The organism is Calditrichota bacterium, assembly GCA_013112635.1.
GTDB lineage: Bacteria > Calditrichota > Calditrichia > Calditrichales > J004 > JABFGF01.
In genome coordinates this window covers 378719-393918 of the sequence record JABFGF010000002.1, presented here as the reverse complement: position 1 = coordinate 393918, position 15200 = coordinate 378719, and the positions used below count along the sequence as shown (strand labels likewise).

Genomic DNA, 15200 nt, shown 5'->3' with positions numbered 1-15200 from the left:
CTATCCAGGATTAAAGGAATTTATGCAAAAGGATGATCTGGCCGGAAAGGTATACGACAGCGAATTATTAAAACGTATGTTTATGTATACGCGGCCGTTTAAAAAATTGGTTGGCTCGGCTGTTTTCATGATTATTTTTGCTTCTTTATTACAGCTAATCGCTCCATATCTCACCAAAGAAGCAATCGACATTTATATAAACGGTGAAAACCTGGATGGGCTATATACAATAGTTGCGCTTTATTTAGGTGTAATGGTTCTGGTGTTTTTTGTCCAATATATCCAGACATATTTAACCCAGCTCCTTGGTCAAAAACTGATGTACGATTTACGCTCGGAAATATTTGGCCATATGCAAAAGCTATCTCTTAGCTTTTTTGATAAGAACCCGGTCGGCCGGTTAATGACTCGCGTTACCTCAGATGTGGAATCTTTAAACCAGATGTTTACGCAAGGTGTTGTCAGCATTTTTGGAAATGTTTTTTTATTAGTCGGCATTATATCGGTTATGATTTCAATAAATCTGGAACTGGCTTTATGGACGTTTGCTGTGATTCCTATACTTTTTGTAATTACCTGGATATTCAAACGCAAAGTTCGGATTGCATTTCGGGAGATTCGTAAATGGCTGGCTCAAATCAACTCCTATCTACAAGAAAATATCACCGGGATGAACGTTGTTCAGATTTTTAACCGTCAGCAAAAAAACTATGATGCTTTTACTGACATAAATTTTCAACACACAAAGGCCCATGTGAAAACAGTGTCCTATTATGCCATTTTTTATCCTGCAATTGAATTGGTGAGCGCATTAGCATTGGCAATTGTTTTGGTTCGTGGCGGTATTTTAAAAATGGATCAGATTACAACATATGGTGCCCTTGTTGCTTTTATTCAATACGCTCAGATGTTTTTTCGTCCCATTAGCGAACTCTCTGATAAATTTAATGTATTGCAGGGGGCAATTGCAGCAGCCGAACGTGTTTTTGGATTGCTCGACACGCCACCTAAAATCAAATCTATAAACCAGCATATTTGCCACCAGGATGTGAATGGGGAAATCGAGTTCAACGATGTTTGTTTTGCTTATAATGAAGATAACTGGGTTCTAGAGAATGTTAACTTTAAAATTGCAACCGGATCAAGTGTTGCCATTGTTGGGCATACGGGAGCTGGAAAAACCAGTTTAATAAATTTGCTGGGTCGTCAATATGAGATCCAGAAAGGCACCATCTCAATTGATAATAAGAATATCCGTGATTTTGAATTAAGGCATTTACGCAAAACGATGGCAATGGTATTGCAAGATGTGTTTTTATTTTCCGGGAGCATTTTTGATAATGTTTCGCTTGGTAACCCGGATATAAGTTTGGATGATGTGGTTGACGCCTGTAAAAAAGTAAATGCCCACTTTTTTATCGAGAAACTTCCAAAAGGCTATGCTACAGTCCTAAATGAACGTGGTTCTATTTTGTCTATGGGGCAAAGACAACTGCTCTCTTTTGCAAGAGCCTTGGTGGTAGATCCTCAAATTTTGATTCTGGATGAGGCCACATCTAATATTGATACAGAGACTGAAATTTTAATTCAGCAAGCATTGGATTATATGATGAAAGGCCGCACTTCAATAATAATTGCCCATCGTCTATCTACAATAAAGCATGTTGATAAAATTATGGTTTTCCACAAAGGCCACCTAAAAGAAATGGGTAACCATAATGAGTTGATGAATGAACAAGGTTTATATCATCAGCTATATCAGTTACAGTATAAAGAACAAGAGAAAATTGAAGCATAGTTTTAAATAAAGAAAGGCAAGCCTAAATTCCAGACTTGCCTTATTCGTGGGGTATTAGAAGTTATTTAACTTTTACGTCAATCAGTTTTGGTTTTGCTTCTTCAGCTTTTGGAAGAGAGATTGTTAAAATCCCATCCTTGTAACCGGCATTAATTTTATCTGCTAAAACAGGAGTATTGATTTTTAAAGAGCGGCTGAACTTTCCAAAGCTTCTCTCATTGCAATGATAATTTTTTTCGTCAACTTCTTTTTCTACTTTTTTCTCACCGCTGATTGATAAAACATCTTCCTGGAAATTAACTTTCACATCTTCTTTAGATACTCCGGGTAGTTCCGCAGAAATAATCCACTCGTTGTCATTTTCTTCAACATTTAACCGCGGGCTTATTTCCTGCTCTCTAATGCTAAAATCTCTATCGTTGAAAAAATCTTTAACAAAGTGGTCAACGTCGTTTATGCTGAATAAACTTCTTGGGTTTTGCCATTTAACTAACATGATAATTCTCCTTATGGTTTTTTGTTTAGTTTTGTTTTCAATTCTGCGGGGTATTTAATCAATCACCGTGCCAAAAATTTTCTTGCTGTTATAAACACTATAAAAACAATAGTTTGTGGTGATTGTACTGTGGGATCTATAAATCTTTGGTGGAAATTATGTGTGGCAGGATGTCTGCACATATGGCGTAAAAGTACGCACATATGGCCGAAATGAGAAAATGTGGTCGAATTATATTTTTTTAATTTCTTCTTTTATTTTTAAAACTGCACTGGCAAAACCATTCATGCGGCGGTTTGTAATTGAACTTCCTAATCCCAATTTATTCAAAACAGTTTGTTCATCCAGTGCAAGGATTTCTTCTTTGCTATGGCCGTTTATAGAATTGGCTAATAGATGTAACATGCCTTTTACAATTTGTGCTTCTGAATCTGATTGGATCGAAATAGATTCCGCAGAGCCTTCAACAATTACCCATGTTTCGGACATGCAGCCATAAATCTTGCTGGACTCAGATTTTCTATCTTCAGGTAAACCGGGTGATTTTTTGGCCATATCCACGACATATTCCATTTTTTCAAGCCCTTCAAGAAAATCAAAGGTTTCACTTATTTCTTCCATCTTTTCATCAATTGTCATATTAACTCCGTTAAACGCTCAAGAAACAATACTTGAGTGTTATTTGCTCTTAAATAAATCCCTAAAATTTCTTGGCCAACCCTTTAATGTAATAAGTGCTAAAGGAGCTGCCCAGTTTGCTGCCCGTTCAACAAAATCCCAAATTGGCAATCCTGCTATTGGGCGAATCAATGCTGTGGCCAATGTCCAAATCAAAGCCCATATTATAACAATCTTAACGGGACGAAGCAGGATTATAAAAGCTACCAGGATATCCAGCATCCCGATAAATTTTAAAATATCCGGTGCGGCTTGTGCAGAAATCCCGACCGTTGTTAAGTACACCAACCACGAAGCTTTGCCCAAATAAGCAAATATCCCATGGCCCAGGAAAGTACCAAAAATACCAATCCTTAAAATCCATTCTATTTTTTTCATTTTCTTAATTCAAGATGGTCAAACTTCTCTAGTGTATCCGGGTTGTAAACTTCCATTTCAATTTTTGTTCCTTCAATATTAAAAAAGACAAGTGCGTTTTGTGTAGTAAAGCCTTTTAAAAATTGACTCCACGGCAATTTTTGTTGGGCGTAATAAGGCGCACCCGCAGCTCCGTTATTAACTTGCCAAATGGTCCGTGTAAGTTTTATTTTTTTGTCTTCCGGATAATCCTCTGGATAAATTTCTGTTTGAGGTCCTACTTCAAGGCGGCAGTAATTATGCTCATCACCTGTTAATATGGCCACAGTTTTTTTGCTGTTATTCACAATAACATCCAAAAGGTGGTCGCGTCTTTCAATTATCCCAAAATCAACAGGTTTCCCGGCGACGTATGGACGCTTCTCATTATTCCCGTTATACCACATATCATCTTTTTTATGTCCGCCATTTGGAAAAAATGGTGTGTGTTCGGTTATAAAAATATGATCGATATTATTATCATCCTCAAATTTCTTAACAGTTTTTTTAAACCATTCCAATTGGTTGTCCATTATATAGCCATGCAACCCGCCACTGATTTGAGGAATTAACCTGCTTGATGGGGAATACCAATAGTCAGAATTCATCACAATGACAGCTACGTTATCATAGGTGTAATAAAATACATTTTCATCATAGGAAGGAAAATCCATTTTTTCAGGATTGGGATCATACTTTGATCCATCTTCGCTAACTGGGCCGTTGACAGGATTTACAAAATTATCGGCAAAAACTTTTTCGGCTGACTCGCTTGCATAAGGGAAGCGATCGACTGAAATTCCATAGCTTGTTCCATTATCAAAATAACGAGTGAAGGCCTCGTGGTTTCCCATGCTTATATAAACAGGAAAATAATGGGCAAATGGCTCGATTGATTTTTTCCAGTTTGCATACTGCAAATCCATTACACCGCGGCTTGATTTATAGCCGTCAATCATATCTCCCGAAAACTGCATAAACGCAACATTTCGGGAAGCATTTAAAGCCATGATTTTGCGCATAGTATAAAAATTTGTGCCAAACAGGTTTCTTTCTCCACCACCCTGGCCAGCCCTGGAATCACTTGCATAAGAAAATGTAAATTTTGTCCTGCTTCCGGATTCAGGCGCCGTACTAAAGGAATAAGTCTGGTGGTTTTTGCCATAATTTACAGTGTAGCTATATTTGGTGGCCGGCTTTAGACCGGAAATTTTAATTTCATGTTTCTTAGTTTTCTTTGCAGATTCAAATTTTTGCTCTGCGACATTAACTTCTGATGTAATTTTATTATTTGTTTCAAACGAAATAACGGCACTTCTATCTGTAACAAGGTTAACAAATGGCCCGCTAATAATTGTATCATCAACTTCAAAAGGTCCTTTTCCTGTAAACGAAACCATTCCGTCATAAACAATCAATCCCTTAGCGTTTGCGACACGGTACCCCAATGTACCTTCGCCAGTTTCTTGCCAGTTTACCATATCGTATGAGCCCGAAAGTTTTTTCTTAATATCAATATGTGTAAGCCCATTTTTTATTGCAGACGTGCTTTTGAAGAATACAGGCATAGGATGTTTAGAATCATCAAAATGAATAAATCCAAAATAAAGTGTGCCATTAAATCCTTCTCCAAAATTAAAATTTAAACCGTTTTCTGAGCCACTTATTCCATTTTGAAAACGCTGCAGGTTTAGAGAGGAATCCCGGTCTTTCTCATAGAAAATTGTGGTATCAATCTTAATAAAAAGCTTACCATCTTTGTCCTGATGAATATTAGAATGTACTTCTGGTACTTGAGCAAAAATAGAAATACTTAGGGCAGCAAAAATAATTGCAATTGAAGATAATTTTAAACTCATGAGTTCTCCGGTTTTGAAAAATTTAGATTTCTTTATTTTGAGAGGGGTAAGTTATGAAAAAGGAAGGAAAAACTCACCCCCTTTAATTTTGGCATAATAGGCCTAGCCTGGAATGGGGGATCGGGGGTGAGGAATTTTTTTTGAATAATATTCTCAAAATAATGGCATTGAAAGCAAACGTCAAGTGAAAAATCTTTAAATTATAGTTTAATCTGTTTTTGAATAAAGCGCTGCGCATTTTTATATGCAATTTTTTCCACAATTGTTTTTGAAAATCTTTTTTCTATTTCATCCAATAAAATTGGATAGCATGATGCAGAATTAAATTTTGGGTAGTAAATTTGCTCCTGACGCTCATCATCAAAAAAGAAATCGGCCCCAATGGCAATAGCCTCTTCTGCCCCAAGTTTTAGGCTGTGTTCTATGTGATCATAAATTGTGTCAGGCTTGTCGTCATCGCCAATGTACGGGCTCATAAAATTGAGACCAATTAACCCGCCTCGTTTAATCAATTCCCTGGAAAGTTCATCCGTTAAATTACGGTCATGATTTTTTAATATTCTATGGTTTGAGTGGCTTGCCAGAATTGGGATATTTAAATTTTTACTGTCTGTATAGTTAAAAATATCATACGCAAGAGCATCGCCGGCATGGGACAAATCTACTGCAATATTTTTATTGTTAATATAATCAAGAAGAACTTTGCCATCGTTCTTTAGTCCGGTCTTGCTTCCTGCAGCTCCTCCAAAACGGCTATCGCCCCAATGCATAAATCCGATATAAAAAATACCGCCTGTAAGTTCAATAATTTTATCCAATTCTCTTAAGCCGTCATCAAGTTTTTCATCTTCATGACAAAATCCTGATGCATTTTCTATAGCCGCCAATATTGTTGTACCTTTTTTTGGGTCGATTGGTCCGCGGTTAAATTGATTGGGATAATCTTTTAAAAAGGAGTTGAATATTTTTGCCTGCTGCATGGCAACACCATGTTCGATGGGCTTACTGGGTGTAAAAAATGCCATCACCTGGGCCACTACATTTCCTTTTTGCAAATGAGGAATTGCACAACCAATATCATCAACATTCATTGCATTGGCTGCTTTATTTTCAACAAAATAATAAGTCATATCACAGTGTAAATCTATAATCGGGGTTTTCATATTTTACCTTTTTAAAATGGATCGACGATATCACGTCCGGATGAATTTAACATGTGTTTCGGAAGTACAGATTTTATTTCATTCTTAAGCTTTTCAATTAATCTTTCCTTTAAAAAGGCTCTGTTAACCACAATGCTAATTTGCCGTATTGGTGTAATATCATCAAACTTTTTGATTTGTTTTTCTTCACTTTTTGCAACTTCCAATAAAGCCAATTCAGGAATTATGGTAATCCCGGGTTTTGATGCAATAATTCGTTTTAAAGTTTCAATGGAATTACTTTCATATGTGAAACTATGCTGCAAACCTTTTTGACCACCTTTACAAATACGAATCATTTGGTTGCGAAAACAATGCCCTGAGCTCAACAACCAGAGATCTTCATCAACCAGGTTCTGTGTTGAAATCCGTTCATTTTGAATAAACGCATGTTGTTTGGAAATATACGCATACATTTCTTCATAGTAAATCGGTATGGTGATGATATTTTTATAATTCACTGGTGTTGCGATTATTCCAACATCTATACTCCCATTATGTAATTGTTTTATAATTGTCTCTGTAATGTTTTCGGAAACATGCACATTTATTTCTGGAAACCTGGATAAGAAAGGATTAATAAACAGGGGTAATAAGTAAAGTCCAATTGTAGGAAGAATACCTATTTTCAGGTTTCCGCTTAAATCGGTTTGGTATTCTTTAATAAGGTCTGGAATTTTTTGGCTTTGTAAAAGTACATACTTTGCTTGTTCGATAACCTTTAAACCGACTTCAGTTGCAATTAATGGTTTTTTTGATCGGTCAAAAATAATTATCCCTAGCTGGTTTTCAAGTTTTTTGATTTGTGTTGTCAATGCAGGTTGAGTTACAAAACACTTTTCAGCAGCGGAAACAAAGTTTTTTTCTTCATTTAGTGTAACGATGTATTGAAGCTGTTGGAGAGTCATATAGTTTAAAGTTATGATTATATAAAAATTATCAATTGGATTTATATTTTAAAAAAATGTATTATTTCTTTATCAAAATTACAAATAAAAACTGGAGAAAAAATGCAAACAACATCAATTGGTTTAGCTAAAGAATATACAACAAATGTAGAGCAGGAAATGAATCTTTTATTAGCAAGTTTTACAGTGTATTATCAAAATTTGCGGGCGTTGCACTGGAATATTAGTGGAGCTCATTTTTTTCAATTACATGAAAAGTTTGAACTTTTATACACACGGGCGGCCGTTGAAGTAGACGATATTGCCGAGAGAATTTTAATATTGGAAGCGACACCACTGCACACACTGGAAGATTTTATAAATAATTCTGAAATTTCAAGCTCAAAAAACGTCACGGATGATCAAAGTGCTGTAAAAGTTATTATTGAAAACCTATCCAAATTATTGTTAACGGAAAGAAAAATTTTGGAGCTGGCAAATGAAAATATGGATGATGGTACAGCAGATTTGATGACTCGTTTAATTAACGATCAGGAAAAAGATCATTGGATGATGCGTGCATGGTTGGGGAAAAAAGTATAATTTATTGTATTCAATACTAATCCCCTCTATCGATAGCGAGGGGATTATATTTTACGGATTACCATCTGCTTTATCTCAGTCATTTCCTGCATGGCAAAGCGGATACCTTCACGCCCAAGGCCGCTGCCTTTAACTCCGCCATAAGGCATGTGGTCAACCCTCCAGGAGGGAACATCATTTATGATGACACTACCGACCTGTAACTTGTCCCACGCTTTTTGCGCTTTATATATGTCGCGTGTAAAAACCCCCGCCTGTAATCCAAATTCACTATTATTAACTTCTGATAGTGCCTCATCAAAGTCATTGAATTTTTTCAAAATGGCTACCGGTCCAAATATTTCCCGGCAATAAACATCAGCAGTTGGTTTTACATTTTCTAGAACAGTTGCTTCAACCATATTGCCTGTTCTGGATCCGCCACATAATAAATCTGCAGCGTCATTTATTGAGTTTTTTATCCACTCTTCAATTCGTTTAGCCTCATTTTCTGAAATAATCGGCCCGATTAAAACATCTTCATTTTTAGGGTTGCCCATTTTTAACTTATTAACCTGGCTAACAAAATTAATCTTGAATGAATCATAAATACTTTCATGAATTAAGATGCGCTGAACGCTAACACAACTTTGCCCGGATTGGTAAAATGCTCCAAATATTATTCTTTGGATTGCGTCATCAATATTCGTGTCATTATCTAAAACGCAGGCAGCGTTGCCACCAAGCTCTAATTGAACCTTTTTGCGACCGGCTTTGCTTTTTAGCATCCAGCCTACTTTTGGCGAACCTGTAAAACTTAATAGCTTTAGGCGCGGATCTTCTGCAAAAGGCGCTGCATCTTCTCGCAATGTAGGTAATATTGAAAATGCGCCATCAGGCAAATCCGTTTCAGCTAATATTTCTCCAATTATTAAAGCACCAATTGGAGTTATTTCAGAGGGTTTTAATACAAATGGACATCCGGCAGCAATTGCAGGAGCTACTTTGTGGGCAACGAGATTTAAAGGAAAATTAAAAGGAGTAATAAAAGAGCATGCCCCGATCGGCACTCTTTTCCACATTGCGCTGTAGTTTGTAGCTCTCTCCGAAATATCCATTGGAAGTACTTCACCATACATGCGCGTTGCTTCTTCTGCTGCAACCCGAAACGTGTCAATCAACCGGGTTACTTCACCCCGGCTGTCCTTTATGGGTTTTCCTGCTTCAATACATAATCCTTCAGCAAGTTCATCAAAACGCTGCTTAAAACGTTCTACACAATGATATAAAATCTCCTGCCTTTTATAAGCAGCCAAATCTTTCATAGCTTGTTCGGCTACAACCGCACTTTCTATCGCTGTTTCAATATGCTTTTTATTTGCAAGTGCAACATGGCTAACAATCTTGCCGGTAAATTTATCTGAAACAGCTAAATCTTTGTTTGCATAGATTGCTTTGCCACAAAGATAAAACGGGTATTTTTCTTTTAGCATTTTAAACTCTTTTTTTTTGAGGTGCTTTAAAGCTAACCTATTTTTTTGGTGTAAAGCAATTGATTATTCCGTATTAAAAATCACAATTTTTAAAATGTATTGAAAGAGTTACTTTTAAGCCCAATTTTTAGTCGATCATTAACTGTTCAAGAAAAAGCCATAGTTGTCAAAAAACTTATTTCTTATATTATCCGGGTCGTTAATGCAAGTAGCAGAAAAGCTGCAACATTTCCCAAACGGTGGGCGAAATCAATTTTTATCTTAATCCCGCAAAATAAATAACCCGCCAAATCATAAAAAAAAGATTTTTATACAATTTTTATATAATTTAAATATTCTTCCAAGGACTGGAGATTGAATGCCGGAAAAACTGAAAATATGCGCATATTCCAACTGTGAAAAATCAGTAAATTCGCTTTACGATGAGGAACATTGTCTCTTTCATTCCCCTAAAGACAAAAAAGGCATTTCAGTTGAAGTATTTAATAAACTGATTTTTGCCCAAATTAAAAGAAAAGATTTTAACTTTAAAGGGTATATTTTTCCAGGGGAAATTGTTTTTCCCAGAGGGGAAGAAGCACCATTTATTGGTAATGCGAAATTCCGTGGTGCTTATTTTTCCGGGAACGTAAAGTTTGCAGGTGTTCAATTTTCAGGTTATGCGGATTTTAGAGAAGCACAATTTTCAGGATATGCAGACTTCAGGGCGACACAGTTTTCCCGCATGGCCGTTTTTAACAAAGCGAAATTTTTCCGAATAGTTGCCTTTAATAAAGCAAAATTTATAGGCGATGCAGATTTTCTTTTTTCACAATTTTCATCCCGCGCATTATTTAAACAAGCTGATTTTTTAGAAGGTGTTAATTTTGATTCAGCTCAATTTTATAAAAGTGCAGAGTTTATTGAATCACAGTTTTCAAAACCGGCTCTTTTTCACAAAGTAAAGTTTCTACATGATGCTGAATTTAAAAACACCACTTTTCATGATGAAGCAACCTTTAACCAATCCCGTTTCTCAGCGGATGCTGTTTTTAATGAGGTGAAATTTACCAAAGAGGCTAATTTCACCAACGTACTGTTTTCCGGTGAAACCACCTTTGAAAAACTGACCATTTTCAGCAGTGTTCATTTTTTACGCTTGAATTTAACTTCATCCTGTATCTTTAAAATTATTTCTCCAAAGTTTACATACTTTAATAGTCACAATACCGTAATCGAATTTTCTCATGTAGTTTTCAATCCGGATAAAACTTTCTTTGAAGATTTTAGCAAACGCTCGACAGATGATAATTTCGAAAATAATGTTATAGTTCTTTTTCGCTATTGTATGCTTAAAGATGTCTTTTTCTCGCATAACGATTTGGGGATGTTTTCATTTTTTAACAGTACTTTTGACCAGGCACGGTTCATTTCAAATAATTGGCAAAATGAAAAATCACGTTGGTCACCATTTTATAAAAGAAGAAATATTTTATTGGATGAAGTATTGTATAATCGGTTAAAAAACATGCTTCCGATCCAAAGAAAGAAATTTGAAAAAGACTATAAGTTAGAGCATTTGGAAAGTTATGACTCTATTGCCGCATTATATAGAAGGATGAAAACTTCGCTCGATAATACCAAAGATTATTTTGAAGCAGGTTGGTTTTATTATAATGAACTGGAAATGAAGCGGTTAATGCTGCTTGATACAATTCACAATAAATCGTTTTTCGAATCGATTCCTGAGAGGTTGCAATACAGGTTTTACGGATTGTATAAATTGTTTTCCGGTTATGGCGAAAAACCTTTACGTAGCTTTATTTGGTTTTGGCTTTTTGCCGTTTTGTTTTTTCCAATAATTCATGGGTTTAATGGTTTGGGCGTAAAACTGGAAAGCGGTAAAATATTAAACATCAATTACGATTTTTCAAAAATTGAGGCCATTTTTAATCCACCCTTTTGGCAGGATTTTTTATATTCGATCGTTTTCTCATTATATCATATAATCCCTTTTAACCTCTTGCCTCTGGATAAAAACATCTTTTTCCCCAGCGGGCCAGAAGGTATGTTGTGGTCATTTTTAAATACGGGAGTTTTATTAACTTTGCTGCTTTTAAGCGGGCTTGGTTTAAAACGACATTTTAAACGTTTTTAAATTTAGAAATTATTTTATGAAGCTAATCTTATCGATCGCTTTTTTGCTATTAATTAACCAATTTATTTTTGCACAAGGATTGTTCGCGCCTAAAGGTAGAAGCAGCCTTTCTCTTGCAGCATCATTTCCTGATAATCCTGATTATAAAATTTCTTCATTTGATTTATCATTAAAAACTCAAGAAAGATTTATTTTCAGCATCTTAAATTCCAGTATAAATCCCAATAATGATTCTGAGTTATCTTTTAGGACAATTGGGGCAAGTATTGGATTTATCAAATATCCAGATTCCAAAACAAGTAAGACTAAAATAATAATTATACCAAGTGCAACTTATGTCAGCTCATTAAAAAAAAACGAACTTACTACATTTGGTCTATCTATAAGTTTTCTCAGGGAATTTCGAAATGAGAAATTTGTTTTTATTCCAAATTTAAATGCGGGATATCAAATATCATCTATAAAAGATAATTCTTCAGCAACTCCTTTTTGGGGAATTGGTTTGGAAACAGGAGTTATCTTAAAAGAAAAAGTTGTATTTGGTGGGCATATCTCACTAATAACATCATATAATGATAAGAATACGGAAAGTGCTGCATCGTTTGGGTTTAGCTTTTCTGTATTTCTTCCTGACGAAAACATTAAACAATAAATTTCTTTATGGTCAAATGTTCATTGTCTTGCCAGGGCCAAATCATAAGAACAATTTTCGTTGATTCGATTTCTCCGCCATAAAGAAACTGATCGTCGTCAATCCCACCATTTGAGTTTGCAATTTCAATGGCCGTATCCCTCATGACATTCCCATCATTAGGGTTTCCGTTGATAGCGGATCCAAGTTTTTGTGATAAAAAATCATGCAGATTAGTACTCTCTTTATTTAAAAAAATAAGCTCTTCATATTTATCGTTATTAATTCTAACTTTTTTTATCGATGTGCTTAAGTTTTCACCAATGAGTGTTTCCATGTTCATATTAATCCATTCCTTATGTTAGATTTTTTTAAGACTACTTAATCCTCGTTGAACCTGGTTGATACTTTAACTTTTCAATTTCCGGCAAATATTTCAGGAATTTATTTTCTTTTTTGACGTGATGTGTTCAAATAGTGATGCCAAAGTAAGCGTGCTGCAACAGACCTCCACGGCTTCCACTTTTTGGCCATTTGTTTTAGTTGCTCATAAGATGGAATCTCATCCATATTAAAAACTTCGTATGCTGCAACTGCTAAGGCACGGTCGCCATGCGGCCAAACATCAGGTCGTAATAAAACCATCAGTAAATAAATATCAGATGTCCAATGACCAATTCCGGTTATCGACATAAGTTTTTCCTTAACCTGCTGCGAAGATTGGTTTTCCAAAGCTAACAAGTTCAAATCTCCGCTGATAATTTTATTAGCTACAATGCGGCAATATCTTGTTTTTTGCTGGCTGAAACCAAATGCCTTTAGTTGAACATCATTCTGAGTCAGGAAGTTTTTCGGGGTGACTTTAATTGAATTTGAGAGTTTATCAAAAGTAGCTTTTGCAGAAGCTAATGAAACCTGTTGTTCCAGAATAATATAAATTAAAGTGTCAAAACCGGGTTTTCGATCCCAGAGTGGTGGCGGGCCATGTTTTTGAAAAATATTATTAAAAGCCGGGATTTTTTCTGCTAATTCTTTTGAAGCCTTCAGGATGACTTTTTCATTCATTTACTGGGTATCTTTCACAATCTTAAACCAGGTTTGGCAATCATATGGTAGTTTGGCATTCTCATTAACTTGTCCTGAAATGTTTTCCCAAAAAGGTAGTTTTACTGCTGTCTGAATAAAAACTTTTTCTACACCGGATATTTCAATCTTATAACCAAGCTCGTTAAACAAATCGGTCAGCTCTGGATATATATTTTGTTCATTAGCGATGATTTGGACAAATGTATTTTCATGACCTTGAAACGGTTTTCCTGAGCTTTTATTCCATTTGTTAGACTGGGCAGCAGCCATGGCTAATCTTTGGGCCATGATAAAATCATTTTTTTCTGAACGGATTAAACTGCCCCATTGCAAAGTAGTAAATTCATTAGATATTGAAGAGTCCGCAAAAACATGTTCCAGTAAATTTCTAATAGGTTTTATTTGTTGAGATAATTGGCGTTCTCCTTCATATCTATAACGCATAATTCCTTTATTGAGATCTGATAAAAAGACCTCAATCACATAAGTATCGCTACTATCACTTAAAGAAAAATATTTTGTCTGATAAAGAGAATCTACCTCTACTTTTATAGGTGGAGAACTATCAAGTTTAAGTGTATCTGGTTTTTCAGACTTGCAAAAACATAGTATAAGAAGTGAAATCAGAAATAGTGGTTTTTTCATAGCATGAAACCTGAACAACTTTTAAGAAAGCGGCAAAATATATTATCTGAGACTTTTGGCTGCCAACGCTGCACCAATTATTCCTGCATTATTTAGCAATGTTGCTTCAACAACTTCAGCATTTACATTTAACTCATCAAAAAATTTATGTCGTTTTTTACTGGCACCACCGCCAATAATAATTCTGTCAGGCCAGACTAAACCTTCCATGTGTTTAAGATAAATATTAAAACGTTTAGCCCATTCATTCCAGGAAAGGTCTTCTTTTTTTCGAACAGCATCAGATGTATAATGTTCGGCAATTTTGCCTTTTAGATATACGTGACCAAACTCAGTATTTGGAACAAGTTTTCCATTTATAAAAAGAGCACTTCCCAAACCGGTGCCAACGGTGATTATTAAAACAACGCCTTTACAATTTTTACCTGCACCAAAAGTTTTTTCTGCCAGGCCCGCAGCGTCAGCATCATTTAAAACAGTAACTTTACAACCTGTTGTCTGCCGGAAAAGTTTTGCTGCATTTGTCCCAATCCATTTTTTATCAATATTTGAAGCGGTCCTAACAATGTCATCCCGGATTACAGCAGGAAATCCGCAGCCAATTTTGCCTTTCCAATCAAAGTGTTTTACAAGTTTTTTTAAGGTTTTGGAAACGGCTTCCGGGGTAGCCGGTTTTGGTGTGGGAATGCGGTGTCGCTCAGCAAGCAACTGTCCTGACTTTGTATCTACAATAGCACCTTTTATGCCCGACCCGCCAATATCAACTCCTAAAATTTGCACAGAATCTCCTGGAATAATTGAATTAAATATCATTGCAATTTAGACAAAGGACTTGTTTAGTGCAATTTGCTGCTAATGGAACAATTAGTCTTGCAGGAGATTGTTTTGCCTTTCGGCTTTACAAAAAAAGTTAAACCAGATTGAAAGTGAAAAAGCAATTAGAAAAAACATCAATGTAAAAACATCGATTAAAAATGGATTTGAGGAAAAGCCAGTAACGGCATCATACAAATATTTAATATAAGAATTAGGCAAGTCGGTAATTCCCAGGTTTCGTTGCACCTGCCAATGCCAGTCTGTTGAAGGACAATAACCCCAGCCATAAAAAATGCCCAATCCAAACCAGGAGACAAATGTAAGCAAAACTGAAATGAGGTGCGCTTTACGAATTTTTGGAAAAATCCATCCTGTGAGATTGAAAACAATCAACAAAATATGAAAGAAGTGAAATAAAATATTTAAAAATTCTAGCATGGATGATGTAACGGGAAACGCCGAAAAAAGTTTAGATATTCTTTATATTCAAAGTT

The 15200-nt window shown here is 35.6% G+C and carries 16 protein-coding genes; 4 read left to right on the top strand and 12 right to left on the bottom strand.

Annotated features, from left to right (window positions below; translation table 11 throughout):
- Window positions 1-22 precede the first annotated feature (22 nt).
- Window positions 23-1798 carry an ABC transporter ATP-binding protein gene (locus HND50_06955; protein NOG44951.1) on the top strand — a complete coding sequence of 592 codons (1776 nt, stop codon included), beginning with the start codon at window positions 23-25 and terminating at the stop codon, window positions 1796-1798.
- Window positions 1799-1859: 61 nt separating this feature from the next.
- Here HND50_06955 and HND50_06950 read toward each other — a convergent pair whose 3' ends face one another.
- From HND50_06950 to HND50_06925, 6 genes are all read right to left on the bottom strand, one after another.
- A complete protein-coding gene (locus HND50_06950; GenBank protein ID NOG44950.1) occupies window positions 1860-2294 on the bottom strand; it encodes an Hsp20/alpha crystallin family protein in 435 nt (144 codons plus the stop codon).
- 231 nt (window positions 2295-2525) lie between these two features.
- Entirely contained in the window at window positions 2526-2933 is a 408-nt protein-coding gene (locus HND50_06945) for a SufE family protein (GenBank protein ID NOG44949.1), read from the bottom strand.
- 39 nt (window positions 2934-2972) lie between these two features.
- Window positions 2973-3350 carry a hypothetical protein gene (locus HND50_06940; GenBank protein ID NOG44948.1) on the bottom strand — a complete coding sequence of 126 codons (378 nt, stop codon included), beginning with the start codon at window positions 3348-3350 and terminating at the stop codon, window positions 2973-2975.
- Window positions 3347-5227 carry a metallophosphoesterase family protein gene (locus HND50_06935; protein ID NOG44947.1) on the bottom strand — a complete coding sequence of 627 codons (1881 nt, stop codon included), beginning with the start codon at window positions 5225-5227 and terminating at the stop codon, window positions 3347-3349. The genes HND50_06940 and HND50_06935 overlap by 4 nt, the downstream gene beginning before the upstream one ends.
- Window positions 5228-5427: 200 nt before the next feature.
- Complete coding sequence (locus HND50_06930) at window positions 5428-6390, bottom strand: peptidase (protein ID NOG44946.1); 963 nt, start codon at window positions 6388-6390, stop codon at window positions 5428-5430.
- Window positions 6391-6401: 11 nt separating this feature from the next.
- On the bottom strand, window positions 6402-7337 hold the full coding sequence (locus HND50_06925) for a LysR family transcriptional regulator (GenBank protein NOG44945.1): 936 nt from the start codon (window positions 7335-7337) through the stop codon (window positions 6402-6404).
- Between the two features lie 102 nt (window positions 7338-7439).
- Here HND50_06925 and HND50_06920 point away from each other — a divergent pair, with 102 nt between their 5' ends.
- The gene (locus HND50_06920; protein NOG44944.1) at window positions 7440-7919 is read left to right on the top strand and encodes a DNA starvation/stationary phase protection protein; all 480 of its coding nucleotides are present in this window, start codon (window positions 7440-7442) and stop codon (window positions 7917-7919) included.
- A 44-nt stretch (window positions 7920-7963) separates the two neighbouring features.
- Here the strand turns inward: HND50_06920 and HND50_06915 are convergent, their stop codons facing one another.
- Entirely contained in the window at window positions 7964-9391 is a 1428-nt protein-coding gene (locus tag HND50_06915) for an aldehyde dehydrogenase family protein (protein ID NOG44943.1), read from the bottom strand.
- A gap of 358 nt (window positions 9392-9749) precedes the next feature.
- Between HND50_06915 and HND50_06910 the strand changes: the two genes are divergently transcribed.
- Together HND50_06910 and HND50_06905 are read left to right on the top strand one after the other, a co-directional pair.
- Window positions 9750-11528, top strand: a complete 1779-nt coding sequence (locus tag HND50_06910) for a pentapeptide repeat-containing protein (GenBank protein NOG44942.1) — start codon at window positions 9750-9752, stop codon at window positions 11526-11528.
- A 16-nt stretch (window positions 11529-11544) separates the two neighbouring features.
- Complete coding sequence (locus HND50_06905; GenBank protein NOG44941.1) at window positions 11545-12180, top strand: hypothetical protein; 636 nt, start codon at window positions 11545-11547, stop codon at window positions 12178-12180.
- Here the strand turns inward: HND50_06905 and HND50_06900 are convergent.
- From HND50_06900 to HND50_06880, 5 genes are all read right to left on the bottom strand, one after another.
- Window positions 12170-12496: a hypothetical protein gene (locus tag HND50_06900; protein NOG44940.1), complete on the bottom strand. Its 327-nt coding sequence runs from the start codon at window positions 12494-12496 to the stop codon at window positions 12170-12172. The two genes, HND50_06905 and HND50_06900, sit on opposite strands and share 11 nt — an antisense overlap.
- A 107-nt stretch (window positions 12497-12603) precedes the next feature.
- Complete coding sequence (locus HND50_06895; GenBank protein ID NOG44939.1) at window positions 12604-13224, bottom strand: DNA-3-methyladenine glycosylase 2 family protein; 621 nt, start codon at window positions 13222-13224, stop codon at window positions 12604-12606.
- On the bottom strand, window positions 13225-13890 hold the full coding sequence (locus HND50_06890) for a hypothetical protein (protein NOG44938.1): 666 nt from the start codon (window positions 13888-13890) through the stop codon (window positions 13225-13227).
- A gap of 42 nt (window positions 13891-13932) precedes the next feature.
- Window positions 13933-14670, bottom strand: a complete 738-nt coding sequence (locus HND50_06885) for an ROK family protein (GenBank protein ID NOG44937.1) — start codon at window positions 14668-14670, stop codon at window positions 13933-13935.
- Between the two features lie 84 nt (window positions 14671-14754).
- Complete coding sequence (locus HND50_06880; GenBank protein NOG44936.1) at window positions 14755-15144, bottom strand: DUF2784 domain-containing protein; 390 nt, start codon at window positions 15142-15144, stop codon at window positions 14755-14757.
- Window positions 15145-15200 lie beyond the last annotated feature (56 nt).